The organism is Kitasatospora sp. NPDC053057 (genome assembly GCF_044546945.1).
Lineage (GTDB): Bacteria > Actinomycetota > Actinomycetes > Streptomycetales > Streptomycetaceae > Kitasatospora.
Window position 1 is genome coordinate 97,669 of record NZ_JBITZP010000016.1, and the last position, 26,449, is coordinate 124,117.

The 26,449-nt window shown below is 72.2% G+C and carries 20 protein-coding genes and 1 pseudogene; 11 read left to right on the forward strand and 10 right to left on the reverse strand.

The window, feature by feature from the left end; all coding sequences use genetic code 11:
- Positions 1-50: 50 nt before the first annotated feature.
- The 3 genes from ACIG5E_RS18835 to ACIG5E_RS18845 all read right to left on the reverse strand — a co-directional run bounded on the left by ACIG5E_RS18835 (position 51) and on the right by ACIG5E_RS18845 (position 2,705).
- A complete protein-coding gene (locus ACIG5E_RS18835; RefSeq protein ID WP_396534567.1) occupies positions 51-1,742 on the reverse strand; it encodes a hydrogenase maturation protein in 1,692 nt (563 codons plus the stop codon).
- 117 nt (positions 1,743-1,859) lie between these two features.
- Positions 1,860-2,285 carry a hypothetical protein gene (locus tag ACIG5E_RS18840; protein WP_396534569.1) on the reverse strand — a complete coding sequence of 142 codons (426 nt, stop codon included), beginning with the start codon at positions 2,283-2,285 and terminating at the stop codon, positions 1,860-1,862.
- A 6-nt stretch (positions 2,286-2,291) separates the two neighbouring features.
- A complete protein-coding gene (locus tag ACIG5E_RS18845) occupies positions 2,292-2,705 on the reverse strand; it encodes a cupredoxin domain-containing protein (protein ID WP_396534571.1) in 414 nt (137 codons plus the stop codon).
- Positions 2,706-2,994: 289 nt separating this feature from the next.
- Here ACIG5E_RS18845 and ACIG5E_RS18850 point away from each other — a divergent pair, with 289 nt between their 5' ends.
- Together ACIG5E_RS18850 and ACIG5E_RS18855 are read left to right on the forward strand one after the other, a co-directional pair.
- On the forward strand, positions 2,995-3,417 hold the full coding sequence (locus ACIG5E_RS18850) for an SsgA family sporulation/cell division regulator (protein ID WP_396534573.1): 423 nt from the start codon (positions 2,995-2,997) through the stop codon (positions 3,415-3,417).
- A 77-nt stretch (positions 3,418-3,494) separates the two neighbouring features.
- Complete coding sequence (locus ACIG5E_RS18855) at positions 3,495-3,869, forward strand: cupin domain-containing protein (RefSeq protein ID WP_396534575.1); 375 nt, start codon at positions 3,495-3,497, stop codon at positions 3,867-3,869.
- Positions 3,870-3,960: 91 nt separating this feature from the next.
- Here the strand turns inward: ACIG5E_RS18855 and ACIG5E_RS18860 are convergent, their stop codons facing one another.
- Positions 3,961-6,171 (reverse strand): germacradienol/geosmin synthase, encoded by a 2,211-nt coding sequence (locus ACIG5E_RS18860; RefSeq protein WP_396534577.1) that lies wholly within the window; start codon positions 6,169-6,171, stop codon positions 3,961-3,963.
- A gap of 275 nt (positions 6,172-6,446) precedes the next feature.
- On the opposite strand from ACIG5E_RS18860, the gene ACIG5E_RS18865 reads away from it, so the two are divergent.
- Positions 6,447-7,199, forward strand: coding sequence for a maleylpyruvate isomerase family mycothiol-dependent enzyme (locus ACIG5E_RS18865; protein ID WP_396534579.1), 753 nt, complete (start codon positions 6,447-6,449; stop codon positions 7,197-7,199).
- 18 nt (positions 7,200-7,217) lie between these two features.
- Here the strand turns inward: ACIG5E_RS18865 and ACIG5E_RS18870 are convergent, their stop codons facing one another.
- Complete coding sequence (locus tag ACIG5E_RS18870; RefSeq protein WP_396534581.1) at positions 7,218-8,387, reverse strand: TIGR03364 family FAD-dependent oxidoreductase; 1,170 nt, start codon at positions 8,385-8,387, stop codon at positions 7,218-7,220.
- A 162-nt stretch (positions 8,388-8,549) separates the two neighbouring features.
- On the opposite strand from ACIG5E_RS18870, the gene ACIG5E_RS18875 reads away from it, so the two are divergent.
- The 7 genes from ACIG5E_RS18875 to ACIG5E_RS18905 all read left to right on the forward strand — a co-directional run bounded on the left by ACIG5E_RS18875 (position 8,550) and on the right by ACIG5E_RS18905 (position 19,173).
- On the forward strand, positions 8,550-9,320 hold the full coding sequence (locus tag ACIG5E_RS18875) for a GntR family transcriptional regulator (protein WP_396534583.1): 771 nt from the start codon (positions 8,550-8,552) through the stop codon (positions 9,318-9,320).
- Entirely contained in the window at positions 9,317-10,006 is a 690-nt protein-coding gene (locus ACIG5E_RS18880; RefSeq protein WP_396534585.1) for a phosphonatase-like hydrolase, read from the forward strand. Before ACIG5E_RS18875 ends, ACIG5E_RS18880 begins: the two co-directional genes overlap by 4 nt.
- A gap of 140 nt (positions 10,007-10,146) precedes the next feature.
- Positions 10,147-13,737: a DNA polymerase III subunit alpha gene (dnaE, locus tag ACIG5E_RS18885; protein WP_396534587.1), complete on the forward strand. Its 3,591-nt coding sequence runs from the start codon at positions 10,147-10,149 to the stop codon at positions 13,735-13,737.
- A 223-nt stretch (positions 13,738-13,960) separates the two neighbouring features.
- Positions 13,961-14,746, forward strand: a complete 786-nt coding sequence (locus tag ACIG5E_RS18890; RefSeq protein ID WP_396534589.1) for a class I SAM-dependent methyltransferase — start codon at positions 13,961-13,963, stop codon at positions 14,744-14,746.
- A 267-nt stretch (positions 14,747-15,013) separates the two neighbouring features.
- Entirely contained in the window at positions 15,014-16,576 is a 1,563-nt protein-coding gene (locus ACIG5E_RS18895; protein WP_396534591.1) for a Y4yA family PLP-dependent enzyme, read from the forward strand.
- A complete protein-coding gene (locus tag ACIG5E_RS18900; protein WP_396534593.1) occupies positions 16,573-17,928 on the forward strand; it encodes a pyridoxal-phosphate dependent enzyme in 1,356 nt (451 codons plus the stop codon). The genes ACIG5E_RS18895 and ACIG5E_RS18900 overlap by 4 nt, the downstream gene beginning before the upstream one ends.
- 12 nt (positions 17,929-17,940) lie before the next feature.
- Positions 17,941-19,173, forward strand: coding sequence for an aminotransferase class V-fold PLP-dependent enzyme (locus tag ACIG5E_RS18905; protein ID WP_396534595.1), 1,233 nt, complete (start codon positions 17,941-17,943; stop codon positions 19,171-19,173).
- Positions 19,174-19,319: 146 nt separating this feature from the next.
- Here ACIG5E_RS18905 and ACIG5E_RS18910 read toward each other — a convergent pair whose 3' ends face one another.
- Positions 19,320-19,832, reverse strand: a complete 513-nt coding sequence (locus tag ACIG5E_RS18910) for a hypothetical protein (RefSeq protein ID WP_396534597.1) — start codon at positions 19,830-19,832, stop codon at positions 19,320-19,322.
- Positions 19,833-19,992: 160 nt separating this feature from the next.
- Here ACIG5E_RS18910 and ACIG5E_RS18915 point away from each other — a divergent pair, with 160 nt between their 5' ends.
- The gene (locus ACIG5E_RS18915; protein ID WP_396534599.1) at positions 19,993-20,976 is read left to right on the forward strand and encodes an aldo/keto reductase; all 984 of its coding nucleotides are present in this window, start codon (positions 19,993-19,995) and stop codon (positions 20,974-20,976) included.
- 10 nt (positions 20,977-20,986) lie between these two features.
- Here ACIG5E_RS18915 and ACIG5E_RS18920 read toward each other — a convergent pair.
- The 4 genes and pseudogenes from ACIG5E_RS18920 to ACIG5E_RS18935 form a co-directional block, all read right to left on the reverse strand.
- Positions 20,987-21,139: pseudogene (locus ACIG5E_RS18920) on the reverse strand (helix-turn-helix domain-containing protein); the annotation flags it as partial.
- Between the two features lie 21 nt (positions 21,140-21,160).
- Complete coding sequence (locus tag ACIG5E_RS18925; RefSeq protein ID WP_396534601.1) at positions 21,161-23,914, reverse strand: alkaline phosphatase family protein; 2,754 nt, start codon at positions 23,912-23,914, stop codon at positions 21,161-21,163.
- Positions 23,915-23,983: 69 nt separating this feature from the next.
- Positions 23,984-25,363, reverse strand: a complete 1,380-nt coding sequence (locus tag ACIG5E_RS18930; RefSeq protein ID WP_396534603.1) for an ABC transporter permease — start codon at positions 25,361-25,363, stop codon at positions 23,984-23,986.
- Positions 25,360-26,352 (reverse strand): ABC transporter ATP-binding protein, encoded by a 993-nt coding sequence (locus tag ACIG5E_RS18935; RefSeq protein WP_396534605.1) that lies wholly within the window; start codon positions 26,350-26,352, stop codon positions 25,360-25,362. Before ACIG5E_RS18935 ends, ACIG5E_RS18930 begins: the two co-directional genes overlap by 4 nt.
- Positions 26,353-26,449: the final 97 nt, after the last annotated feature.

Here is a 26,449-nt window from a genome sequence, read left to right on the forward strand (position 1 = left end):
CGAACCCGGCGGACCGCCCGGGGCGCGCAAGCCGGCCGCCGCCGTTCGGGTCACGTCCGGGCGAGGAGCCCGGCGGGCACCGGGCCCTTGCGGACGAACGCGGACCGCAGCGCGTGGTACGGCGATTCGGGTGTGAAGAACTGCCGCCGCATCACCGCCAGCTCCTCCTCCCGGTACGCGGCGAGCGGCTTCGCCCGCTCGCCGGCCTCGCGCGCGGCCTTCTTCGCCGCGATCCGGTGCTGGGTGCCGGGCGAGGCGGCGAGCAGCCCGGCCAGGTGGGCCGCGTTCGCCCCGAACTCGCCCGGCCCGCAGTCCAGCACCCGGTCGACCAGGCCGATCCGCTCGGCCGCCGCCGCCGACACCGGGAGGGCCTGGCCGGTCAGCCGTCCGGCCTCCGCCGCGCCCACCCGGCGCGGCAGGGTGTACGTCCAGTACTCCGATCCGTGCAGGCCCATCAGCCGGTAGTGCGGGTTGAGCACGGAGCCGTCGCGGCACCACACCTCGTCGGCGGCCAGCGCCAGCATCATCCCGCCGGCGGCGGCGTTCCCGCCGAGGGCGGAGACCACGAGCCGGTCGGTGGTGGTGAGCACCTCGGCGACCAGGTCGTCCATCGCGGTGATGTTGGCCCAGGACTCGGCGGCCGGGTCCGGCGCGGCCTCGATGACGTTGAGGTGGATGCCGTTCGAGAAGAAGTCCCGGCCGCCGCCGAGCACCAGCACCGAGGTCGGGCGGCCGAGCGCGAAGCGGTAGGCCGCCAGCAGCCGGCGGCAGTGCTCGGTGGACATCGCCCCGCCCGGAAAGGCGAAGCACAGCAGGCCCACCGGGCCGTCCTCGCGGTAGCGGATGTCCGACCACCCGGGCTGCTCGCCCTCACCCGGCATCAGCGGCGCGGGCACCTCGGGCAGGGGCGGCAGCAGGGCGCCGAGCGCCGTCACCGCCGGGAGCTTGAAGGTCGCGGGCCCGCCCGGGGTACGGCGGCGGCGCAGTTCGGGGATCCACACCGCGCCGTCCGAGGTGGCCCGGCAGACGGCGCCGGCCCGGGTGGCGAGCAGTTCGCCCGCACGGCCGCGCAGCCCCGGCTCGCGGTGGCCGCCGTGCAGGTACCACTCGCCGCCGCACAGCTCGTCCAGCACCCCGGGCTGGGAGTCCGCCGCGCGGAGCCTGCGCAGCACCGCCTCGGTGGAGTCGCCCGCCCAGTCGATCCGGCGGCCCTCCTGGCGCAGGAAGGGCCGGGTGTGGACGGTCTCGCGCCAGCCGGGGCCGTGCTGCGGCTGCGGGGCGTACGTACCGGAGGCGACGCGCTCCACGGCGAGCAGGGTGGCGGCCACGGCCGCGTCGGAGACCTCGTTGCGGTAGAGGTCGCTCTTGCCGTGCTCGGACAGCCGACACGGCTCCGAGGCCCAGACCGGTCCGGCGTCGAGCTCCGCCTCGGCCTGGAGCACCGTGACGCCCCACTCGGTGCGGCCCTCCTGGATCGCCCGGTCGAGCGAGGACGGGCCGCGGTCGCCCGGCGGGCCGGGGTGGACGATCAGGCAGGTGAACTCCGCCCAGACCTCCCGGGGGATCGCGGTGCGCAGCATCGGCGCGAGCACCAGCTCCGGCCGGAAGCGGCCCACCGTGGCCGACAACTCCTCGTCGTCACCGGCGAGTTGGAACTCCACCTGATGGCGTCGGTCGCGCAGTTCGGCGTGCAGCCGCTGGCTGAGGCTGTTGAACGCGCTGGCGAGGAGCAGGATCCGCATGTCCGCCTCCGACGGTGAGGGCCTCCGGGAACCCGGCGATCATCGCCTCCGGCCCTCCCGGCACCCGGCCCGCCCGGCCCGCCGCGCCGCCCGTTCACCTGGGCGGCGGGGCCGCGGTCAGATCCGGCGCCGGCGGTAGCCGAGCAGCAGGACGGTGAGCGCCGCGGTGGCGACGCCCTCGGCCCAGGCCGCGAGCGTCTTGTCGGCGAACCAGATCGGCTCGTACATGTTCGGCAGCGGGCCGAGGGTGCCGACGTCGACATAGCGGTAGAGCAGCAGCGCGCCGAGGCCGGAGGCGGCGACGAGCCAGGCGTAGAGGTCTCCGGTGCGGTGGCGCCACAGGAGCACCACCAGCACGGCGAGGCTCGCGGCGGCGGATTCGGCGCGGAACAGGGTGCCCTGGCTGATGCTGTCGCCGACGGTGTCGTAGCGGTCGGCGAGCCGGGCGTGGACGGCCGCGTCCACGGCGAGGCCGGTGGCTGCCACCAGGCGCAGCAGGAGGCGGGTGAGGCCGTGGCGGCGGGCGGGTGCGGGGGTGATCACGGAGGCTCAGCCCACGGTGAGGGTGCCGTGCATGAACGGGTGGATGGTGCAGATGTACGGGTGGTCGCCGCTCTGCTGGGGCGCGGTGAAGGTCGCGGTGGCGCCGGGCGCGATCGTCCCGGTGTCGAAGGACTTGTCGGCGGCGGTGAGGGTGTGGGCGTCTGAGTCCTGGTTCGTCACGGTGACGGTCTGGCCGGGGCCCACCTTCAGGGTCGCGGGCGCGAACGCGAAGTTCTTGATCGTGATCTGGAGGGCGTCGGCGCTGCTCTGCGCGGGGCTCGTCGCGACCGTGCCGCTCTGTACGGGGCTCGTCGCGCTGTTCGACGGCGTGCCGGAGCCGGAGCCGGAGCTGGAGCAGGCCGCGAGGACGGCGGACAGCAGCAGCCCGGCGGCTGCCTGGAGGGGCCGGTGGCTGGTCACGTACGGGCTCCGTTCGGGAGGGGGCGGCGGAAGCGGCCCGCTCCCCAGCTTCCTCCGGCAGGAGGCCGCCGCGACCCGCTCCAGGGCTCCGGACAGCCCGCCATTTCATTCGTGGGAGTGAAAGCGCTGGCCTGGAGTTGACGCCTGCCGACGGGCGGTGCAACTCGGCGATGCAAGGGAATTGTGGAGATCCGTCCGCCCCTGGCTGCCCGTCGACGCACCGGGTAGGCGCCCCGGGTACGCCGGGCCGTCCCGGGCCGGCGCGTCGCGATCACAGGAGGCCGATTCGATGCAGTTGTCCACCGTCCGCCCGGTGCCCGTGACCTTCCCCGAGAGCGCGGCGCCAGACGTCCCGGTCGAAGCGGAACTCCGCTTCGACGCGAGCCTCCCGTACGCGGCCTGCCTGGCCTTCCCGCTGACCCCGTGCCAGTGCACCGGCGACGCCGCCCGGGTGTGCTGGTACTTCAGCCGCGAACTGCTGAACGAGGGCCGACTCGGCCCGGTCGGCAGCGGTGACGTGAACGTCCGCCCGGGGTCGGCGGGCGAGGTCCTGATCACCCTGCGGGGGCCCGGCGGTGGTTCCCTGGTCAGCGCGCCGGAGGAGCTCGTCACGGCGTTCCTCTCGGACTCCTTCGCCCTGGTGCCCGCCGGATCCGAGTCCGACCACCTCGATGTCGACGCGGCCCTGGCCCGGCTCCTCGCCGCCGACTGAGCCCGCCGCCCGCCCTGGTCGCGTGCGGTCCTCCGTAGAATCCACGGGCCGATCCCACTCGCCCGCAGGAGGCCGCGTTGACGTCCGATCCCGGACCCGGTGTGCTCACCCACCTGGAGTCCCTGCTCCGCCAGGCTCCCGCCGACCACGGCGGGGCGCTGTGGCGCCTCCAGGAGGAGGGGCGCCAGCTGGACGCGAACATCATCCGCCTGCCGGCGAACGCCGAGGTCGCCGGGCACGTGGAGCCGGACCTCGACGTCCTCGTCCAGGTGCTCGACGGGAGCGGCCGGCTGGAGACGGACAACGGCCGGCAGGACCTCACCCCGGGGTGCACGGCCTGGCTGCCGCACGGCGCGCGACGGTCGGTCTCGGCGGGCGAGGACGGCCTGGTCTACCTCACCGTCCACCGCCGCCGGCCCGGTCTCTCCATCCGCTCCGCGCCCGTCGGGTAGCGGTCGCCCCGGGAGCGGGCGGGCGGCCCCCGCCGCCGAGAGACCGCCCGTCCCCGGGCTCAGCCCGCTTCCGGCTCAGCCCGCTTCCGGCTCAGCCCGTCGGCAGCGGGAGCCGCGTGGCCGCGGTACCGAGACCGGTGGGGCCCGGGAGTTCCCGGCCGTGGTGGCGGCGCAGCTCGGCCTCCTCGAAGCGGCCGGTGCGGCCGTGCCAGTGCAGGTTGCCGGCCATGAAGGCCCGCAGGTGGTGGACATGGTCGGCGATCGCCTGCCGGGCGCCCTCACCGAGCCGCAAGTCCTCGCACAGGACGGGCAGTTCGGCTTCCACCAGGTGCTCGAACTCGTCCAGCCGCGCCTCGGCGAGGTCCGCGACGATGCGCACCGCCTCCGGGTAGGCGCAGTCGAAGAAACTCTCCACCACGAGGGGCGAGTTGTGGAAGTCGCCCTCGAACTCGATCTCCCGCTGGTACGAGAACAGGTCGTTGACCAGGGCGGTGTGATCGGTCGCCGCGCCCTCCAGGGCCCGCACGGTGCCGCTCTCCCGGACCCCGGGCGGCAGCTGCGGACGCGCGTCGCCGCCCAGCAGGCCGGGGAGCGCGATGAAGAACTCTCCTCCGACGGTCTGGCGGCGCAGGTCGAGGAAGTCGACCGGGTCGGGGATGCGGTGGTGGGCGAGGTTGGCGATCTCCGTCACCCAGCCTTCCAGCAGGTCCGCCAGGACGGCCCGGACGGTGTCGCGGGCGGCGGGCGCGAGGTGATCCGCGAACCGGGACCAGAGGTCGGCGAGCCCGCGTTCCAGCGCGTCCGCGGGCACCACCGGTGCGGCCCGGTCCGGCGCGGTGAGCTCCAGCAGCCGGGTGACGGCCAGCTTGGCCCCGGCCAGGTCGCGTTGCCGACCGTAGGCGGCGTCGAAGTAGTCGTCGCCGTAGCAGCCCCAGGTGATGAAGGTGACGGCCACGGCCAGCTGTTCGGCGGTGAGGTCCGGGAAGATGCAGGCCGCCAGCTCACCGAAGTCGGAGCGGGTGAGGGTCCGTTCGCTCCACACCGGCCGGTCCCCGGCGCGGGGTTGCGGGGCGAGCATGCCCATCCGGTCCGCCCACTCCAGCGACGCCCGCCGCGCCTCGTCCAGGTGCGGACTGACCCGTACCGCGCCAGGGAGCCGGAGTTCGGGCACCAGGGACGGCCCGGTGCGCCGGTGCGGGACGAAGCCGAAGTTCCGCAGGCGCCGGGCGCCGGTGGCGGCCAGCAGCCGCTTGACGTCCATCGCCGAGGTGCCGAGGCTGCCCAGCGGGAGAACCGAACTGCCCTGGGGGCCGCCGCCGTTCATATAGCGGCTGGACCGCATGTGCCACTCGTGGCCGCCCGACTGCCAGTCCTGCAGCCCCCTGGCGTACGCCAGCACCCGGGCCGTCTCCTCCGCGCCGAGGCCGTGCTCGGCGATCAGTGGGCCCAGTTCGGTGAGCGCGGTGTCCTCGAACTGCTGCATCCGGGAGGTCAGCAGGTCGTTGACCCGGTCCGCCGCCTCCTGGGTGCCGATGCCGAGGAAGGTCTCCAGCACGAGCACGCCGTTGCTCAGCTCGCCCTCCTCCTCCGTCTCACGCTGGTAGGAGAACAGATCGTTGCGCAGGTGCACCGCGTCCGAGAAGGTCTCCTTGAGCACCCGCAGGGGCCGCGAGTGCGCGACCCCCGCCGGGACCTCGGCACCCGCCGCGTGCTCGACCAGTCCGGCCGACCAGGGCGCGCCGCCCACCTTGCGGCGCATCTCGATGTACTCGACCGGGTTGGGGATCCGGCCGATGTCGATGTTCGACAGCTCCCAGATCGACTCGTTGAGCAGGTGCTCGGTGCTCAGCGCGAAGCGCTCGCGCCAGTCCTGGGAAGTGCCCGGGGCGGTGCGCAGCCAGAGGTCGGCGAGGCCCGCCTCCACCGGGTTCCGCGGCTCGGGCATCGTGGCGGAGGGGTCCAGCGGCATGAAGGCGGGCAGCCGGTCGAGGTAGGCCTTGCCGCCGGCGCGGTCCTGGGTGCGCTTGAAGGTCTCCAGGAAGTGGTCGTCGAAGAAGAACACCCAGACGTACCAGTCGGTGACCAGCGAGAGCTCCGGCCCGTCGCAGTCCGGGTGGGTGTACGCGCACAGCAGCGGGTAGTCGTGGGCGTCGAGGTCCTGCTGCTCCCAGATGCCCGAGCCCTCCAGCATGCCCATCCCCCGGGCCCACCGGCGGGAGTGCTCGCGCGCCTCCTCCAGGTGGGGATTGAGTCGGGCGGGATGCGGCAGGTAGAAGGCGGGGAGTGCGAAGGGCTGTGGCACGTGGATGCACGCTCTCTCGTGGGGTCGTCGGGCCTGCTGCTCAACGACCCCCGCCGGGCCGGGTCACCTCGCCCGCGCTCCGCCCGGGGCGGCGATCGCCCGGGCCGGTACACATTCGGAGAGTTACTTGACAGCCTCAACCTTTCAGGCCTAGCGTCGTCGCGATTGCTTCAGCTGATGAAGAATTGAGAGCGCAGGCCATCGGGTGCGAGGCACCCGGCGGCGCCGCAAGAGTCGTAGTAGCCGTAGTGGCCGTAGCACTGGAGACAGCCCTCATGACCCCGCTGGACCACGGCACCGCCGTCGCCGCCGAGACCGCCCGCTTCGTCGCCGCCGTACGGCAGGCCGACCCCGCCCTCCCGGTGCCCGGCTGCCCGGGGTGGACGCTCGCCGACCTCGTCCGCCACACCGGCAGCGTGCAGCGCTGGTTCACCGTGCTGCTCCGCCAGCGGATCCAGGAGCCGCCGCGCAGCCGGGACGTCGACCTGCGGCTGCCCGAGCGGCCGGAGGAGTACCCGGCCTGGCTGGCCGAGGCCGCCGAGCAGGCCGCGGCGGCCTTCGCCGAGAGCGACCTCGACGCACCGATGTGGGCCTGGGGCGCCGACCAGCACGCCCGGTTCTGGGTGCGCCGGATGCTGTTCGAGACCCTCGTCCACCGGGTCGACGCCGAACTCGCGCTCGGCCTGAAGGCCGACGTCGATCCGGCCCTCGCGGCCGACGGGGTGGACGAGTTCCTGACCAATCTGCCCTTCGCCGCCTTCTTCGCCCCCGGGACGGCCGAACTGCGCGGCGAGAACCGGACCATCCGCTTCACCCGCACCGACGGCGAGGGCGACTGGCTGGTCCGGCTGCGTCCCGACGGCTTCGGCCTCGACAGCACCAGCGCGGATGCGGACGCCACCGTCCGGGCCACCGCCGCCGAGCTGCTGCTCCTGCTGTACCGCCGCCTCGACCGCACCGCGCCCGGTGTCGAGGTCTCCGGGGACGAGGAGCTGCTGGCGCACTGGTTCGCCCACTCCTCCTTCTGAGCACCGACGAGTAGCGGCTCAGGCCGTCGCGGCGAGGGTGCCGTCGAAGGTGGCGGCCGCGAGACCGAAGGAGAGGGTCATCCCGATGCCCGAGGTGACCGAGATGGCCCGTACGCCCGGGGCCAGGTCGCGCACCAGCAGCGGTCCGCGGGGGCTGCTGGCGTAGACGCCCTGCCAGCGCTCCAGGATCCGCAGGCGCGGCACGCCCAGCACCCGGGCGACGGCGTCGATCAGCAGCTCGTAGGTGCGCTCGTCGATGAACGGCGGGGTGGTGGCGTCGTAGTGGTGCGAGTCGCCGATCAGCAGGGTGCCGTCCGGCTGGCGGGTGAACATCACGTTCGCGCCGATCTCCAGCAGCTCCGCGCTGTGGCCCAGCACCTCCTCCCGCAGCCGGGCGGCCGACGGCCGGGCGGTGAAGGCGTCGTAGCGGAGCATCGAGGTGGCGGTCAGCACCGCGGAGTCGGTGCGAAAGCCGTCCGGGGCGGCGGCCCGCGCCATGGTCAGCCGGCAGCGCTGGATCCCGTGGTCCTCGGCGACGTCGGGGAACAGGTAGTCCAGGTCGTGGCCGACGCAGATCAGGATCCGGTCGCCGTGGACCGGGCCGCGGGTGGTGTGCACCGTGCCGGGCTCGACGCCGGTGACGGCGGTGCCCCACAGGATGCGGCCCTGCGGCTGCTCGGCCACCCAGCGGGCCAGGCCGGGCGCCGCCTCCCGCGGGTCCACCCGCAGGTCGGCGGGCAGCACCGCGCCGCCCACCAGGTCGCCGTCCTGGCCGGCCGCCCGGCCGAGCGCCTCGGCCGTCTGCGCGGCGCTGCGCAACTGCACGGCGTCGCCGCCGCGTTCGGCGTGCAGCTCCTCCAGGACGGCCGCCTCGGTCGCCGACCGGGCCACCACCAGGGTGCCGGCCTCGGCGGCCCAGATTCCGGCCGCTTCGGCGGCGCGCAGCCAGCCCGGCCGGGAACGCTGGGCGAGGGCGAGCAGTTCGCCGTCCTGGGCGCTGATGCAGCAGTGGCCGAAGTTGCGGACCGAGGCGCCGACCGGCCGGCGGTCGCGGTCGACGACGGTGACGGAGAGTCCGTTGCTCAGCGCCTCGAAGGCGTGGGCGAGGCCGATGATGCCGGCGCCGACGATCACCACGTCGCTGCGGGGGGTGGTGGGGGAGGTCACGGGTGGGGTGCTGCTGCTCATGGGTCCAGCTTCCGGGCTTCCGAGCTCCGGAGTCAAGACATGTATGTACAAGTTACCGGCTGTTCATCCGCTCGACGATCACCGGGATCAGCTGGGTGAACAGAAGAAACCGCAGGTGGACCGGCCTTGAGAAGTTCCGCCCCCAGGTGCCATAGTCGACTTGTGAAGACAAGTGAGGACCTCCCTCTCCACCAACGGCTCGGCGCCGAGTTCCAGCGCCGCATCGAGTCCGGCGAGTGGCCCGAGGGCAAGCCGGTGCCCAGCGAGTCGCAGCTCTGCGCCGAGTTCGGCACCTCCCGCGGCCCGGTCCGCCAGGCCCTGGCCATGCTGCGCAGCGCGGGCAGTCTGGTCGGCGGGCGCGGGAAGCCGCCCGTGGCCCGTCGCACCGCGCCCTCCCAGCCCTTCGACACCTTCCTGTCCTTCACCCAGTGGGCCCGCAGCATCGGCCGCGAGCCCGGGCAGAACACCGTCGAGGTGGCCCGCCGGCGGGCGTCCCCGGAGGCGGCGGCCCGGCTGGGCCTGGCGGAAGGCGAGCCAGTCGTCGAACTCGTCCGGCTGCGGCTGCTGGACGGCGTCCCGGCCATGCTGGAACGCTCCACCTTCGTCCACGAGGTCGGCCGCATCCTGTTCGACTTCGACCCGGACACCGGCTCCGTCTACCAGGAGCTGCTGCGCCGGGAGGTCGACCTGCACCACGCCCGGCACACCATCGACGCCGTCGCCGCCGGGCCGCGCGACGCCGAACTGCTGCGGGTCGACGCCGGGGCCCCGCTGCTGCGGGTGCGCCGGCTCACCACCTCCGGGCAGGGCGTGCCGCTGGAGGACGCCGACGACCGCTACCTGCCCGCCATGGCCACCTTCACCATCGAGAACACCATCGAAGGCCGTACCGTCATCGGCCGCTACCGCACCGAAGAGGACTTGACACCGTGATCGAGCTCGCCGCCCTGGACATGGCCGGGACCACCATCAACGAGTCCGGCGCCGTCTACCGCGCGCTGCGCACCGCCGTCGAGCGCAACGGGGTGGCCGTCGCCGAGGCCGACCTCCAGACCTGGATGGGCACCGACAAGCGCGAGGCCATCGCCGCCCTGGTCCGCCTCGGCGGCGGCACCCCGACCCCGGAGCTGGTCGAGGAGAGCTACGCGGCCTTCGCGGAGTACCTGCGCGAGGCCTACCGGACCACTCCCCCGCAGGCCATCCCCGGTGTCGAGGAGGCACTCGCCGAGCTGCGCCGGCGCGGGATCAAGGTCGCTCTCACCACCGGCTTCAGCGACGACGTCGCCTACCCGCTGCTGGAGTCGCTCGGCTGGTCCACCGGCGAGGGCGGCAACCTGGACGCGGTCGTCACCTCGGACGAGGTCCCGCGCGGCCGCCCGGCCCCGTACATGATCCACCGGGCGATGCAGAAGACCGGGGTCATCGACACCCGCCGGGTGCTGACCGCCGGCGACACGGTGGTCGACGTCGAGGCCGGCCGCAACGCCGGGGCCGGCGTGGTCGTCGGGGTCCTGACCGGGGAGCTCACCCGTGCCGACTTCGACGGGCACCCCCAGACCCACGTGCTGGCCAGCGCCGCCGAGATCCCCGGCCTCACCGAGGCCCGGCCGACCGCCTGAGGGCTCCGCCGTACGGGCGTCCGGGCCGTCGCGGGACGGCCCGGCAGCCCGTACGGACGCCCCGCCCGGCGCGTCGTCCGCGCCGACCGACTAGCCTGGGGCGCTTCGCCTACTCAGACCCGTTCGAGGAGCAAAGCGCCGTGTCCGACAGCTTCGCGCACCTGCACGTCCACACCGAGTACTCGATGCTGGACGGGGCCGCGAAGAACGGCAAGCTGTTCGCCGAGGCGGAGAGACAGGGCATGCCCGCCATCGCGATGAGCGACCACGGCAACATGTTCGGGGCGTACGAGTTCTTCCACGCCGCCGCCAAGACCGGGGTGAAGCCGATCATCGGCATCGAGGCGTACGTCGCCCCGGCCTCGCGCTTCCTGAAGAAGCAGGTGTTCTGGTCGCCGGGCGGCCAGCGCCCGACCGGTGCCGACGGCGAGGGCGGCAAGGACGTCTCCGGCGGCGGCCGCTACACCCACATGACGATGTGGGCGCAGAACGCGACCGGCCTGCGGAACCTCTTCAAGCTCTCCTCGCTCGCGTCGATGGAGGGCTACTACATGAAGCCCCGGATGGACCGCGAGCTCATCGCCGCGAACGCCGGCGGCATCATCGCGACCACCGGCTGCCCCTCCGGCGAGGTCCAGACCCGGCTGCGGCTGGGCCAGTACGAGGAGGCGGTCAAGGCCGCCGGCGCGTACCAGGACATCTTCGGCAAGGAGAACTACTTCCTGGAGCTGATGGACCACGGCCTGGACATCGAGAGGGACGTCCGCGAGGACCTCCTGCGGCTGGCCAAGCAGCTGAACATCCCGCTGCTGGCCACCAACGACTCCCACTACGTCACCGCCGACCAGGCCGACGCCCACGACAGCCTGCTCTGCGTCGGCGTGGGCAAGAACAAGGACGACCCGAACCGGTTCAAGTTCCAGGGCACCGGCTACTACGTGAAGACCGCCGAGGAGATGCGCGAGCTCTTCCGCGAGCTGCCGGAGGCCTGCGACAACACCCTGGCGATCGCCGAGCGGGTCGAGTCGTACGAGGAGGTCTTCACCTACGTCGACCGGATGCCCCAGTTCGACGTGCCCGAGGGCGAGACCCAGGCCTCGTACCTGCGCAAGAAGATCGAGGTCGGGCTGAAGCACCGCTACGGCGACAGCCCGAGCCAGGAGGTGCTGGACCGGATCGAGCTGGAGATGGGCGTGATCACCCCGATGGGGTTCGACGCCTACTTCCTCGTGGTCGCCGACATCTGCCAGTACGGCCGGGACAACGGCATCCCGGTCGGCCCGGGCCGCGGCTCGGCCGCGGGTTCGATGGTCGCCTACCTGACCGGGATCACCCAGCTGGACCCGCTGGAGCACGACCTGCTGTTCGAGCGCTTCCTCAACCCCGAGCGCATCAACCCCCCGGACGTCGACATCGACTTCGACGACCGCCAGCGCGACCAGATGGTCCGCTACGTGACCGAGAAGTACGGCGCCGCCTACACGGCCCAGGTGAACACCTTCGGCACGATCAAGGCCAAGGCCGCCGTCAAGGACGCCAACCGCATCCTCGGCTACCCGTTCTCGATGGGCGACCGGATCACCAAGGCGATGCCGCCGGACGTCATGGGCAAGGGCGTGCCGCTGGCCGACCTGTTCGACGAGAAGCACGCCCGGTACAACGAGGGCACCGAGATCCGGGCGCTGTACCAGAACGAACCGGACGTCAAGAAGATCATCGACACCGGTCGGGGCATCGAGGGTCTGATCCGCGGCACCGGTGTGCACGCGGCCGCCGTCATCCTCTCCTCCACCCCGCTGCTCGACCTGATCCCGCTGCACATGCGGGACAAGGACGGCGTGATCATCACCGGCTTCGACTACCCGTCCTGCGAAGCCATGGGCCTGATCAAGATGGACTTCCTGGGTCTGCGGAACCTGGGCATCATCGATCACTGCATCAAGATCGTGAAGGCCAACCGGGGCATCGACGTCGACATCGAGAAGATCCCGATCGACGACCCCACCACCTACCAGCTGCTGGCCCGCGGCGACACCCTGGGCGTGTTCCAGCTCGACGGCGGCCCCATGCGCGCCCTGCTCAAGCTGATGAAGCCCACCGAGTTCGCCGACATCTCCGCCGTCTCCGCGCTGTACCGGCCCGGCCCGATGGGCATGAACTCGCACACCAACTACGCGCTGCGCAAGAACGCCCAGCAGGAGATCATCCCGATCCACCCCGAGCTGGAGGAACCGCTCAAGGACGTCCTCGGCCCCACCTACGGCCTGATCGTCTACCAGGAGCAGGTCCAGCGCGCCGCCCAGGTGCTGGCCGGCTACTCGCTCGGCCAGGCCGACCTGCTGCGCCGCGCGATGGGCAAGAAGAAGAAGGAGGTGCTGGAGAAGGAGTTCGTGCCCTTCCACGCGGGCTGCAAGGAGCGCGGCTACTCCGACGAGGCCATCCAGGCGGTGTGGGACGTCCTGGTCCCGTTCGCCGGCTACGCCTTCAACAAGTCGCACTCCGCCGCGTACGGCCTGGTCTCGTACCAGACCGCCTACCTGAAGGCCAACTACCCGGCCGAGTACATGGCCGCGCTGCTCACCTCCGTCGCCGACGACAAGGACAAGATGGCCGTCTACCTGGCCGAGTGCCGGCAGATGGGCATCAAGATCCTCTCCCCCGACGTCAACGAGTCGGTGGTCGACTTCACCGCCGTCGGCAGCGACGTCCGCTTCGGCCTCAAGGCGGTGCGCAACGTCGGCGTGCCCGTGATCGAGTCGCTGGTCGCCACCCGGGACGAGAAGGGCAAGTACACCTCCTTCGCCGACTTCCTGGACAAGGTCGAGCTGGTGGTCTGCAACAAGCGCACCGTCGACTCCCTGATCAAGGCGGGCGCCTTCGACTCGCTCGGCCACACCCGGCTCTCGCTCAGCTCCGTACACGAGAGCGCGATCGACGCCGTCACCGGACTCAAGAAGCAGCAGGCCATCGGCCAGGACGACCTGTTCGGCGCCCTCGACGCCGACGACGGCGGCGGGCCCGGCATCGGCCTGGACTTCCAGCTCACCGACAACGAGTGGCCCCGGCGCCAACTCCTCGCACTGGAGCGCGAGATGCTCGGACTCTACGTCTCCAGCCACCCGCTGGACGGCGCCGAGCACATCCTCTCCCAGAACCGCGACACCTCGATCGCCGAACTCCTCGGCTCCGGCCGCTCCGAGGGCGAGGTCCGGCTGTCCGGCCTGATCACCGCCGTCGACCGGCGGATCAACAAGGCCGGCAACGCCTGGGCGATCATCACCCTCGCCGACCGTGACGGCTCGGTCGAGGTGCTGTTCTTCCCCGCGACCTACAACCTGATGGCCGATCAGATGATCGAGGACAACGTGATCTCGGTCCGCGGCCGGCTCAACGAGCGCGACGGCTCACTGAGCATCTTCGGCCAGGAGATCACCACTCTCGACGTCTCCTCCGCCGAACTCGGCACCAAACCGCCGGTCCAGATCACCGTGCCGGTCCACCGGATCACCCCCCAGATGGTCGCCGAGCTCAAACTCGCCCTCCAGGCCCACCCCGGCGACGTCCCCATCCGGCTACTCACCACCAACTGGGACAAGAACACCCTCTACGAGCTCGGCTTCCTGGTGAACCCCGACAACGGCCTCGCCTCGGACGTCAAGACCCTCCTCGGCAACCGCGCCTGGACGGGCGCGGCCGTGCGCGCGGCCGCCGACCAGTCCGCCGGCAGGTAGGCCAGCAGATAGGCCGACGGGGCGGGGCGCACCAGCGCCCCGCCCCGGTCCTTTCCGGCGCCTCACGGATCCCCACCCCGGCCCTTTCGGGGACCTCACGGCCCCTCCTCACTCACTAGATGAAAACGGATATCATTACGTCACGGGCAGTGAATCGCGCCAGTCGGTTCCGTTGCCAATCCATACGGACATGACACACATTGGCTCCGAACGGGGACTTCGAATGCGCACGGACACAGCGGGAGTCGGCATGCCGGTGGACGCGACCCTGGCCGGAGCCTGGGTGGAGCGCTGGGAGCGCCAGCAGGAGCGGTACGCGGTGGAGCGCGAGGAGCGGTTCACCGTCATCGTCGACGTGGTGGAACAGGTCGTCGGCCACCGCGAGTGCCCGCTGATCGCGGACCTCGGCAGCGGCCCCGGCTCGCTGTCCGCGCGCGTCGCCGACCGGCTGCCGCACGCCGAGGTCATCGCCGTCGACATCGACCCCCTGCTGCTCGCCCTCGGCCAAGCCGGACACCCCCGGATCACCCGCTGGGTGGAGACCCTGATCGGCCGCCCGGGCTGGATCACGGACCTCGGGCTCGACCGCCCGCTGGACGCCGTACTGTCCTCCACCGCGCTGCACTACCCGCCGCCGGAGGCGCTGCTCGGGATCTACCGCGACCTCGCGGGCGTGCTGCGGCCCGGCGCCGTGCTCGTCAACGGCGACCACCTCATCCCCGAGGAGCCGTCCCTCGCGGAACTCGCGCTGGCGATCGGCCGGCGGCGCTCCCAGCGCCAGGGCGTCGGCACCGCCGAGGACTGGTCGCAGTGGTGGGCCGCCGCCCGCCGGATCCCCGAGTTCGCCGAGCTGCTGGCGGCCCGGGAGCGGCAACTGCCCCCCAGCGAGGGCGACGGCAACGGCCTGTCCGCCGCCCAGCACGCCGAACTGCTGCGCATGGCGGGCTTCCGCCAGGCCGGGTCGGTGTGGCAGTACGGCACCAGCTCCGTCCTGGTGGCCCTGCGCTGACCCCCGCCCGCCGCTCGGGCCGCGTCCGGCATTTCGGCCAACTCGCTTCTGTCACAAGTGGATTGTTTCCTTTCGCATAGGCACAGTCTTTGCGATGGCGTGACAGAAAGTCCTGTTGCTTCAACATGGAAACAGTTAGCGTTTCCCTCGGTCGCCGACGCCCAGCGCGGTGGGATCCGCACCAGGCGTCCGACCGCACGCGCGCCGGACCGGCGCGCGGACGAACGGCGACGCGGGGCCGACACGGGGCAGCCTGTCGGCGGCTGCGTGCCCCTCAAGCCGACCTCCGACGGGAAGCAGAACACCGTGCGGCCCTCACCGCTGTATCTGGAACCACGGCTGGAGCCCCTGCTCCGGTCCCTCCTGGAGACAACCGACTTCCTGCACACGCTCGTCGACGCGCTCGGGTCTCCGCTCAACCTGCTCCTGCCCGAACAGATCGCCGACAACCTGGCCCGGTTCCGGTCCGTCTACCGCAAGCACCACCTCACCGGCCGGATCTACTTCGCCCACAAGGCCAACCGCTCCAGCGCCCTCGTCCGACGGCTCGCCGCCACCGACGCCGGACTCGACGTCGCCTCCCTCGGTGAACTCCAGCACGCCCTCGGAGCCGGCTGCACACCCGACCGGATCATGGCCACCGGCCCCAAGAGCCGCGAGTTCCTCTGGCTGGCCGCCCGCACCGGCGCCACCGTCCACCTCGACTCCCGGGGCGAACTCGACGACCTGGCCGACCTGGTGCGCAAGCACTCCCTCCCCCGCGTGCCCGTCATGCCGCGACTGTCGGGCTTCCCCTCGCCGGGCACCACCGTCCTCACCCGGCCCAGCCGCTTCGGCTCCCCGGTGAGCGAACTCGACGACCTGCTCGACACGCTCGAACGCCACCAGGACGCCGTCGAACTCACCGGCGTCGCCTACCACTTGGACACCACCGGAATGGCGGAGAAGGCCGTCGCCCTGGAGGCCTGCATCCGGGTCATGGACGACTGCCACCGCCGGGGCCTGCGCCCCCGCACCATCGACATCGGTGGCGGCTTCGGCGTCAACTACCTCGCCGACGCCGCCCAGTGGGAGCAGTACACCACCGAACTGACCAACGCCGTGCTGGGCCGGCGGCCCGCACTCACCTGGCAGGGCCACGGCTACGGGCTGCGCAACGAATCCGGCACCCTGCGCGGCGCCCTGGGCCTGTACCCCGCACACCGCCCGGTGGCCGCCGAGGCGTACCTGGACGAACTGCTCTCCCACCGGGCACCCACCCTCGGACGGCCGCTCGCCACCCTGCTGCTGGAGAACCTGTACGAGCTGGCCGTCGAACCCGGCCGGGCCCTGGTCGACCAGTGCGGGGCCACCCTCGCCCGCGTCCTGGAGGTCCGGCACACCCCGGACGGCACCTGCCTGGTACGGCTGGAGATGAACGCCCGGGACGCCAGCCTGGAGGACCACGGGGTGCTGATGGACCCGGTGCTGATCCCCCGCTCCGGCGCCCCGGCCGCCTCGGCGCCGGCCACCACGGCGCCGTCGGCCTCGGCCCTGCCGGACGGCCCGGTGGGCGTCCACCTGCTCGGCAACCTGTGCCTGGAGGCGGACCTGATCACCCGCCGGCTGGTCCACCTGCCCCGGCTCCCCGCCCCCGGCGACCTGCTCGCCTTCGCGAACACCGCGGGCTACCTGATGGACTTCAACGCCGGCCGGCCGCTCCAGCAGCCCGTCGCGCGCAAGGTCGCCGCCTACCGGCAGGACGGCGCCTGGCACTGGCGCCTCGACGAGCAGTACTGGCCCCTCGACACCACGGGGGCCGCGACTCACCAGGGGGACGGACGGGCATGAGGTACGACAGCATCACCGACGCGATCGGCGACACCCCGCTGGTCCGGATCGACCCGGAGGTGACCGGCCTGCGCAACATCGACCTGTACGCCAAGCTGGAGCTGCTCAACCCCTTCGGCTCGGTCAAGGACCGCGCCGCCTGGAACATGACCCGCGAGGCGCTCCCGGCCGCCGTCGAACGCGGCGACACCATCGTGGAACTGTCCAGCGGCAACACGGCCAAGGCGCTCGCGCTGATCGCGGGCATGCACGGGCTGCCGTTCAAGAGCGTCACCAACCGGATGAAGGTCCCCGAGATCAAGGACCTCCTGCTGCTGCTCGGCGCGCAGATCGAGGAACTGCCCGGCCGCGCCGAGTGCCTCGACCCGACCGACACCGACGACCCGCTCACCCGCATCCACCGGATGCTCTCCGAGGCGGACTCGGGCTATCTCCACACCGACCAGTACTTCAGCCGGCTCAACCTCGACGCCCACCTCACCGGCACCGGGCCGGAGATCGTCCGCGACCTCGACGGCCGCGCCCCGGACGTCTTCATCGCCTGCGTCGGCACCGCCGGCTCCTCCACCGGCGTGGCGACCGTGCTGCGCGGCCACAACCCGGCGGTCGAGGTGGTCGGACTGGTCGCCCACAAGTCCGACTTCATCCCCGGCATCCGCACCATCGACGAGGTCCACGAGGTCGGGCTGTTCGACCCCGGCACCTACGACACCATCCAGTCGGTGACCGCCGACCAGGCCATCGACGGCATGCTCACCCTGATCCGCCGCTGCGGCCTGCTGGCCGGCCCGACCGGCGGCGGCGCCTACTACGGCGCGCTGCGCCACCTCCGCGCCCTGGACGCCGAACTGACCGGGCTGAACGAACTGAACGAACCCGGAGAGCCGGCCGAGCGGCGGACGGCCGTCTTCATCGTCTGCGACCGGGTGGAGAGCTACCTCGGCTACCTCCGCGACCGCCGCCCGGAGCTGTTCAACCAGCCCCCGCGGCCGAACTCGGTGGCGACCCTGACCGAAGCCGAACTCGCCGCCGCCCGGGTCGTCGACGTGGACACGGCCCGCAAGTGGATCACCGAGGACCGCCCGCTGGTGATCGACCTGCGCGGCCCGTTCGCCTACGCGGCCCTGCACATCGAGGGCTCGGTCAACATCGTCGACGAACTGTTCGACGAACTCCTGCACGGCGGCCTGCCGTTCGGCACCCGGCAGCCCGTCCTGCTGACCTGTCCGGTCGGCGAGAAGTCGGCGCGGTACGCGGCACTGCTCACCCGGATGGGACACCAGGACGCCCGCAGCCTGGCGGGCGGCATCATCGGCTGGCGCGACGCGGGCGCACCGCTGGTCCGGGACTGAGCGGAGGCCGCCATGAGCACTCACGAAGAACTCGAAGGAACCGAAGAACTCGCGGATCTCGCGGAACTCTCAGAACTCGACGGCTGGCACCGAGAGTTGCGGGCCCAGTTCCCGATCGTCACCGGCGCCCCCGAGCAGGCCTACCTGGACAGCGCGGCCACCTCGCAGAAGCCGCAAGCGGTGCTCGACACCGTCCACCGCTACCTGACCACCGCCAACGCCAACGCCGGACGCGGCACGTACACCTGGGCCAACGCCACCACCGCGCTGGTCGAGCGCACCCGCACCCGGGTCGCCGAATTCCTCGGCGACCCGGCACCCGGACACCCCTCCGGCGTCCACTTCGTCAGCGGCACCACCGAGGGCCTGCGCACGGTGGCCCGGGACTGGCTCCCCCGGCACCTACGAGACGGCGACGAGATCATCGTGCCCTTCGCCGACCACCAGGCGAACGCCCTGCCCTGGCTGGAGGCGCAGCAGCTGCTCGCCGAGCGTGGCGTGCGCATCCGGGTGCGCGAACTCCCGTACGACCCGGCCTCGCACGACTACGACCACCGGGCGCTGCCCGAACTCGTCACCGAGCGCACGGCGTTCGTCGCCGCCACCCACGTCCACCACGTGTACGGCGGGAACATGAACGTCCACCGGATCCGGGCCGCCGTCGGCCCTGCCGTCCCGATCTGCCTGGACGCGGCGCAGAGCGTCGGCCACCTGCCGGTGGACGTCGGCGCCCTCGACGTCGACTTCGTGGTCTTCTCCGGCCACAAGGCACTCGCCCTGCCCGGCACCGGCGCGGTCTGGGCCCGCAACACCCGCGGCCCCGAGTTCCGCCCCGGCGGCTGGAGCGGCACCCCCAACACCTGCGGGATCGCCAGCCTGGAAGCCGCCCTGGACTGGCTCGACGCCGCCGGCACGGACCGCGTCCAACGCTGGACCACCGCCCTGGCCGCCCGCCTCACCGAAGGCCTGCGCACCTCCGACACCTACCACGTCCTCGGCTGCCAACAGAGCCTGGCCGCCGACTCCCCGGTGCAACGGCGCGAGGGGATCGTCACCTTCCGGCACCGCGGGATCTCCTCCAACGACCTCGGCTTCATCCTCGCCAGCCACGGCCTGATGGTCCGCGCCGACGGCCACTGCCAGGGCCGCGCCGGCGAGACCGAGACCTCGGTCCGGGTCAGCCTGCACGCCTACAACTCCCCCGACGAGATCGACCGCCTGCTCGCTGTCCTGGCCACGCTGTAGGGCCCGCCCACCGACACGGCGGTGGTGGCAGCGGGCCGTGATCCGGGAAGCTGACGGCATGCCGAACGATCACGCTGACGCCGACCCGGACGGGACCGGGGATGCCTGCCACCGCCGCCCGGCCATAGCCGGCAGCGCATCCTCGATCAGTGGCTCAGCCTGTGTCGGAGGTAGCCGGGATGGGCCGCGTCGATCTCGATGTGGTTCTCGTCGAGACCGTTGGAGATCCGCAGGCAATCGCCATCGAAGACGAACTCCACCGCCACCGTTCCGGCCGCCATGTCGGGGCCCGGCGGCCGCCACTCCAGGAGCTGAACCTCACGCAGCTGCCGACCGACGAACGGCTCCAGGCGCTCGTCGTCGCGGGACCACTCCGGCGAGCGCTCGTACCACTCCCAACCGGCGATGGTCGCCCCGGTGTCGATCGTGCTCCAGCCGATCGACAGCTCGTCGAGCTTCGAATGGCAGACCTCGACCCGGAGACCGTCGAAGTCCAGCACCACCGGACAGTCCGCGAACCACTCCCCGTCCTCGGCGAAGCGCACCACGGCGAACCCCGTCAGCCGCCTGTCGGCGAGTGCCGCGAGGCGCGAGCCGTGCGCCTGCCGAACCGCCTCGATCCCAACCAGGAAGGACGGCTCGAAACCAGAGATCCCCATGTCCACGGCACCAGAGTCTCCTCTGCCGCAGCCCGAAGACCAAACGCTTAAAGCTGCTGGGCATGAAGATGAACGGTTTCCTGCCCGTCGCTGCCGGGCCCGCTTCATGGTGAGCATGCCGGTGCGGGCGTCGGTCGGTGCGTCATGAGAGGCTCGCGCCATGGAACAGCGTGTACTCGGCCGCACCGGCCGTCCCGTCTCGATCGTCGGACTCGGCACCTGGCAGCTCGGTGCTGACTGGGGAGACGTCCGGGAGGAGGACGCCCTGGCCGTGCTGGAGGCCTCCGTGGAGGCGGGTGTCACGCTCTTCGACACCGCCGACGTCTACGGCGACGGCCGCAGCGAGCGGCTGATCGGCCGCTTCCTGAAGGAGCGCCCGGACGCGGAGGTGTTCGTCGCCACCAAGTTCGGCCGCCGGGTCGAGCAGCGGCCGGAGCACTACCACCTCGCCAACTTCCGCGCCTGGGCGGACCGTTCACGGGCGAACCTGGGCGTGGAGCGGCTGGACCTGGTGCAGCTGCACTGCCCGCCGACGCCGGTCTACTCCTCGGACGAGGTGTTCGACGCCCTGGACACCCTGGTGGCGGAGGAGCGGATCGCCGCCTACGGGGTGAGCGTGGAGTCCTGCGCGCAGGCGCTGACCGCGATCGCACGCCCGGGCGTCGCGAGCGTGCAGATCATCCTGAACGCGTTCCGGCTCAAGCCGCTGGAGCGCGTGCTGCCCGCCGCCGAGGCGGCCGGGGTCGCGATCCTGGCGCGGGTACCGCTCGCCTCGGGCCTGCTCTCGGGCCGTTACAGCGAGCAGACCGTCTTCGCCCCGGACGACCACCGCACCTACAACCGTCACGGCGAGGCCTTCGACCAGGGCGAGACCTTCTCCGGCGTGGACTTCGCGACGGGCGTCGAGGCGGCACGGGAGTTCGCCGCGCTCGCACCCGAGGGCGCGACCCCGGCGCAGACCGCGCTGCGGTGGGTCGTCCAGCAGCCGGGGGTGACGACGGTGATCCCCGGTGCCCGCAACGTGGCGCAGGCACGGTCCAATGCCGCGGCTGCCGCACTGGCGCCGCTGCCGCCGGCTGTGCTCGACGCCGTCCGGGAGCTGTACGACCGCCGCATCCGGCCGCAGGTGCACGACCGCTGGTAGCCAAAGCCCGGACCGTGGTGACGGCGACGTCGGCCTCGGCGGCCACCTCGCGGATGCCCACCGCGTCGTAGCCGCGGTCCAGGAAGAGCCGCAGGGCGGTGTCGGCGGAAGCGGAGGGAGCGGGCCCCGGACCGGCCTGGGCGGCGGTCCGGGGACCGTTCACGGGTCCTCAGGAAGGGGAGGGTCAGCCGTCGTTCTCGGCGGAGGGGATGTAGGCGCCGGGGACGTCGTTCGGGGCGTGGATCTCGTCCTCGCCCGGGTAGGGGGTGGTCCAGTTGTGGGTCTGGTACCAGGTCAGGTGGTTCATCTGGGCCGGGTTCGCGCGGTCCGGGGCGGCGTTGGGGCCGGTCAGGTGCTGCTTGGACTTCCAGGCGTCCCACTGGGCCGCCACGCCCTGCTCGGCCGCCGGCGGGGCGGCGGTCACCGGCGCCGCCGCCGCGGTGCGGTCCTGGGCACCGCCGGGCACGTCGACGCCGCAGGAGGGCGGGGTCTTCAGGCCGTCGGTCAGCGAGGTCCGGTTGGGCACCGCGGTGAACGGCGTGTAGTCCGGCTTGTCGGTGAAGGCCGTGGCCATCGGGCTGGCCGCGCTGTCCTTCTGGTTCATCGGGTGGATCCCGAGGATCTGCTCGATGGTGCGGACCATGGTGATCTGCGAGTAGTAGCGGCTGTCGACGGCGCCGTGCTGCGCCCAGGGGCTGATGATCTGGATCGGGGCTCGGTGGCCGTCGACGTGGTCCAGGCCGGCCTGGGAGTCGTCCTCGACCACGAAGATCGCGGAGTCCTTCCAGTACTCGCTGTGCGAGATCTCCTGGACGATCTTGCCGACCGCCAGGTCGTTGTCGGCGACCTGCGCGGCCGGGCCGGCCGGGCCGCCGGTGTGGTCGCTGGACAGCCACAGCATGTTGAGGGCCGCCGGGCCGTTCTGCTCGAAGTCCTGCTTCCAGATCTGGTAGCGGTACTGGTCCGGCACGTCGAGGTCGAACTTGGGGAAGCCGGGCACCGACACGTCGTTGAGCGACGGGATCGGCGAGGAGGAGTTGAGCGGGTAGGCGGTGTCGTCGCCGGTCGCGTCCATGTTCTTGGCGTCGCAGTACAGGTTCTGCCAGTTCGCACCGTCGGGCTTGGTCAGGAACTGGTGGAACTCGCCGAAGTCGCGCACGTCCTGGCCGGCCGCCTGCGCGCCCGTCCAGAGGAAGCCCGAGCGCTGGTGGCCGAGGGCGTCGTCCTCGGTGTCGTAGCTGCGCTCGTACTCGCCCGCCGAGGACTCGGTGTACTCCGGGTTGTCCGCCTGCATCAGCCAGTTGTGGCCCTCGGCGGAGTTGGTGCCGATGTCGTAGGTGTTGTCGTAGAGCCCGAACTGCCGGGCCAGCGCCTGCTGGTTGGGTGTCACGTTGGCGCCGAACTGGGCCAGCTTCGGGTCGCCGTTGCCCTTGCCGATGTCGCCGAAGACCTGGTCGTAGGTCCGGTTCTCCTTGACGATCATGAAGACGTGCTTGATCGTCGACGGGTCGCCGATCCGGGCCGGCACCGCGACGGGCTTCGCCTTGCGCCGGTCGGCCGTCTGGACCGCGTTCTTGGTCCAGCCGTTCTGCTTGAAGACCTTGTCGGTCTGGGAGCGGATCTCCTTGTCGCCCGGCAGGGTGAACTGGGTCAGGCTGGAGGTGGTGTCGTGGGTGTTGTGGGCGCCGGTGGAGTTGGGGCGCCGGGCGTCGATGCCGCGGGTGTTGGAGACGACCACCTTCGAGCCGACGGTGGTGACCTCGGCCGGCAAGTAGTCGGTGGGCAGCAGGCCGACGTAGCTCACCGGCTCCTGGGCGCTGGTGAAGCGGTAGACGGCCACCGCGTTGGCGCGGCCGAGGGTGACCAGCAGGCGGCCGTCGTCGGTGAGCGTCACCGCCGTCGGCTCGTAGCCCACCGAGGCCTCCGGCCACGGCTTGGTGGAGATCCGCTGCACGACCTTGTCGTGCTTGGTGTCGATGACCGACACCTGGTCGGAGGAGGTGTCGGCGACGAAGACCGTCCCGTTCTTGGCGTACACCGCGGTCGGGTGCAGGCCGACGTCGATCGAGCCGACGGCGGCGGCCGGGTCGGAGAGGTCGATCACGCTGATGGTGCCCGAGGTCGCGGCGCCGGTGTCCGGGTCGGCCGGGACCTGGGTGCCGTAGGAGTTGAGGGTGTCGTCGTCGGAGGTGGCGGGGCGCCCGCCCTCGTTGCTGACGTACAGCTTCTGCCCGACCTGCACGATGCCGCGCGGCGCGTTGCCCACCGTCCAGCTCTGCCCGAGCGCACCGGTGGCCGTGTTGATCGCGACCACCCGGTTCTGCCCGTTGACCGCGGCGTACAGCGTCGAGCCGTCGGCGGAGAACACCGCGCCGGAGGCCAGCGCGTGCTTGTCGCCGTCGGCCGGGATCGCCACCTTCACCGGGTCGGCCAGGGAGCCGTCGGCCTTGACGGTGAACCGGGTGTAGCCGTCGAGCTGGCCCAGCCACAGCTGCTTGCCGTCCGGCGAGTAGACCGGGGCCTCCTGGCCGACCGAGCCGTCGGTCAGGTGCAGGTCGGCCGTCTTGGCCTTGCCGGCGCGCTGCTGCACCTGGCCGGTCTTCAGGTCCACCACGACCAGCGAGGCGTCGCCGTCGGCGAGCGAGGCGGCCAGGTGGGTGCCGTCCGGGCTGACCCGGGAGCCCATGATCTTGCCGTTGTTGATGACCAGCCGGTCGCCGTACGGGGCTAGGTACTGGTCGCTCGATATCACCTGGCCGTCGGCGGTGACCTGGCCGACCTGGTCGGTGCCGAACTGGTGGGTGGCCGCGAAAGCGGTGCCCGTGGCCACGGCCACCGCCGTGATGCACGCCGTGGCCAGGGTGGCCCGGCGACCCGCACGCCGGCCGGGGAGCACGGAGTACTCCTTCTGGACACGTCGACGACGCGTTACCTGCATGGCGTCAGCCCTTCGTTGTGAGTGCGTGGAAATGCGTTGGTGCGTCGGGAGGTTCAGTGCCGGGCCCGGTCACCCCGTCGCGGCGGCGAGCAGGTCGATCTGGCCGTCGAACTGCCACAGCGGGTTCGGCGCGTCGCCGGTCGCGGTGTGCACCAGGAAGTAGCCGTTCACTTCCTTCGGGCCGTCACCGTCCGCCATCACCCGCCCGTCCGAGGCGACGTCCAGCTGGTAGATCGCCGTGCCCGGCGCGGCCGTACCGGGCAGGTGCCAGGTGACCGTGCAGCGCCAGTCGTTGCCCGGGCCCTCCGGGTCGACCTGGCCGTCGCCCCGGCCGCAGTCCGCCGTGACCCGCAGGTCGGCCTCGGTGACGGCGGGGCGGTGCAGCTGCTCGGTCTGCAGCCGGTACAGGTGCGCGAACACGGTGGCGACCGTGCGCTGCACCTTCGCCTGGGTGATCCCCGACCCGGTCGAGGGCGTGGCCACGGCGACCGCCCCGCAGGTCAGCGCGAGCAGCCCGGCCAGCGGGGCCACCCCGAGGACGAGCGCCCGGCGTCCGCCGCCGTCCTCGCTGCCGTTGGTGAAGTCCCGCCGGAGGAACAGCAGATAGGCCGCGGTGGTCGCCACCACCGCCCAGACCAGGCTCACCGCGACGGCGATCAGCGGCTCCTCAAGGCGCACCGGGTCGGCGAACAGCCCGTTCCAGGAGACGAAGGCGTAGCCAGGCAGTGCGAGGCGCAGTGCCACCGGCAGCGGCAGTATCTGGGCCAGCTGCATCGCGACCGCGGACAGCGCGGGGACGAGCAGTCCCATCGGGGAGCGGCCCAGGATGACGGATCCGAGCAGTCCGAGCGCCGCCAGCGCCAGGGTGGGCGCCAGCGCGCAGGCCCAGGCCAGCAGGACGCTCGCGGCCGCGTCGGACGGTGCCAGCTGGTGCCCGTCGACGCCGACCAGCGGCTGGTTGCCGACCGCCGCCAGCCCGCCCACCGTGCCGGAGGCCACCAGCCCGGCCACCAGCAGCGCGAGCACGGTCGCGCTCGCCAGGGTCTTCGCCAGGAAGATCCGCCGCGGCGAGCGGACCGCCATCAGCAGGTGCCGCCACGTTCCGAGCCGGTCCTCGGCGGCGAACACGTCGCCCGCGACCACGGAGGTCAGCAGCGGCAGCGCCCACGAGCCGGCGAAGCCCAGCACCACCAGCGGGCCGGCCCAGCCGGTGGCGTGCATCCAGCGGCCGAACAGGGTGTCGGAGGGCAGTGTCCCCTGCTGGGCCACCGCCGCCACGAACAGCCCGGGCAGCGCCCAACAGGCCAGCACCAGCAGCCGGATCCGCCACTGCGAGACGAGCTTGACCAGCTCGAAGCGGTACACCCGGCCCACCGGCACCCGGCGCGCCCCGACTGCGGCGGCGGGGCCGGCTCCGGCCACCGCCTTTCCGGCCGTGACCGTGCTCATCGCCCGCCCTCCTGCTGTTCCTCGGTGAGGTGCTTCCCGGTGAGGTGCTCCTCGGGCCGGTGCTCCTCGGTGAGGGCGAGGTACGCGGCCTCCAGCGGCGACACCACGGGCGCGACCTCGCGCACCCATACGCCCTCCTGCACCAACGCGGCCACCAACTGCTCGACGGCGGGCCCGGAGGCGCGCACCACCAGCGCCTCCGCGCCTCGCCACGCCCCGGCCCCGTCCACGACCCGCACCCCCGCGGCCTCGGCGGCCACCCGGTGGGCGGCCTGGGGGTCGGAGGTGAGCAGGCGGTGGTCGAGCTCGCGGGTCTCGGCCGCCAGGCCGCCCAGCGGGCCGGAGAAGCGCACCCGCCCGGTCGCGAGGATCGTCACCTCGGAGCAGAGCGCCTCCAGGTCGTCCATCCGGTGGCTGGACAGCACGATCGTCACGCCGTCGTCGGCGAGCCGCCGCAGCGCCCCGTGGACGTGCTGCTTGCCCGCCGGGTCCAGGCCGTTGGAGGGCTCGTCGAGCACCAGCAGCCGCGGCTCGGTGAGCAGCGCGGCGGCCAGTCCGAGGCGCTGGCGCATGCCCAGCGAGAAGCCCCGCACCCGGTCGTCGGCGACGTCGGTCAGCCCGACCTCGGCCAGCACCTCGTCGATCCGCCGGGCCCCGGTGTCCTGCCCGCGCAGCGCCGCCAGCGCGGCCAGGTTCTTGCGCGCGGTCAGCGACGGGTACAGGCCGGGGCCGTCGACGAATCCGGCCACCCCGTCCGGCGCCGCGAGCGCCCGTCCGACCGGTCTGCCCAGCACCTCCAGCTCGCCGCCGTCGGCGACGGCCAGCCCGAGAAGCAGCCCGAGCAGCGTGGTCTTCCCGGCGCCGTTCGGCCCGGCCAGCCCGTGGATCCTCCCGGGCACCAGCTCCAGCCCGACCTCGTCGAGCGCCACGACGTCACCGAAGCACTTCGTCAATCCACGTGCCCGTACGGCAGGTTGCGTGTCTTCCATGGCTCCTTCTCGCAGTCCCCCAGGGAACGTAGGGGGTTGACGGGACGGAGTCAGGATCGCCCGGTTGAACACCGATGAAACAGCTGACGGTCGGCTT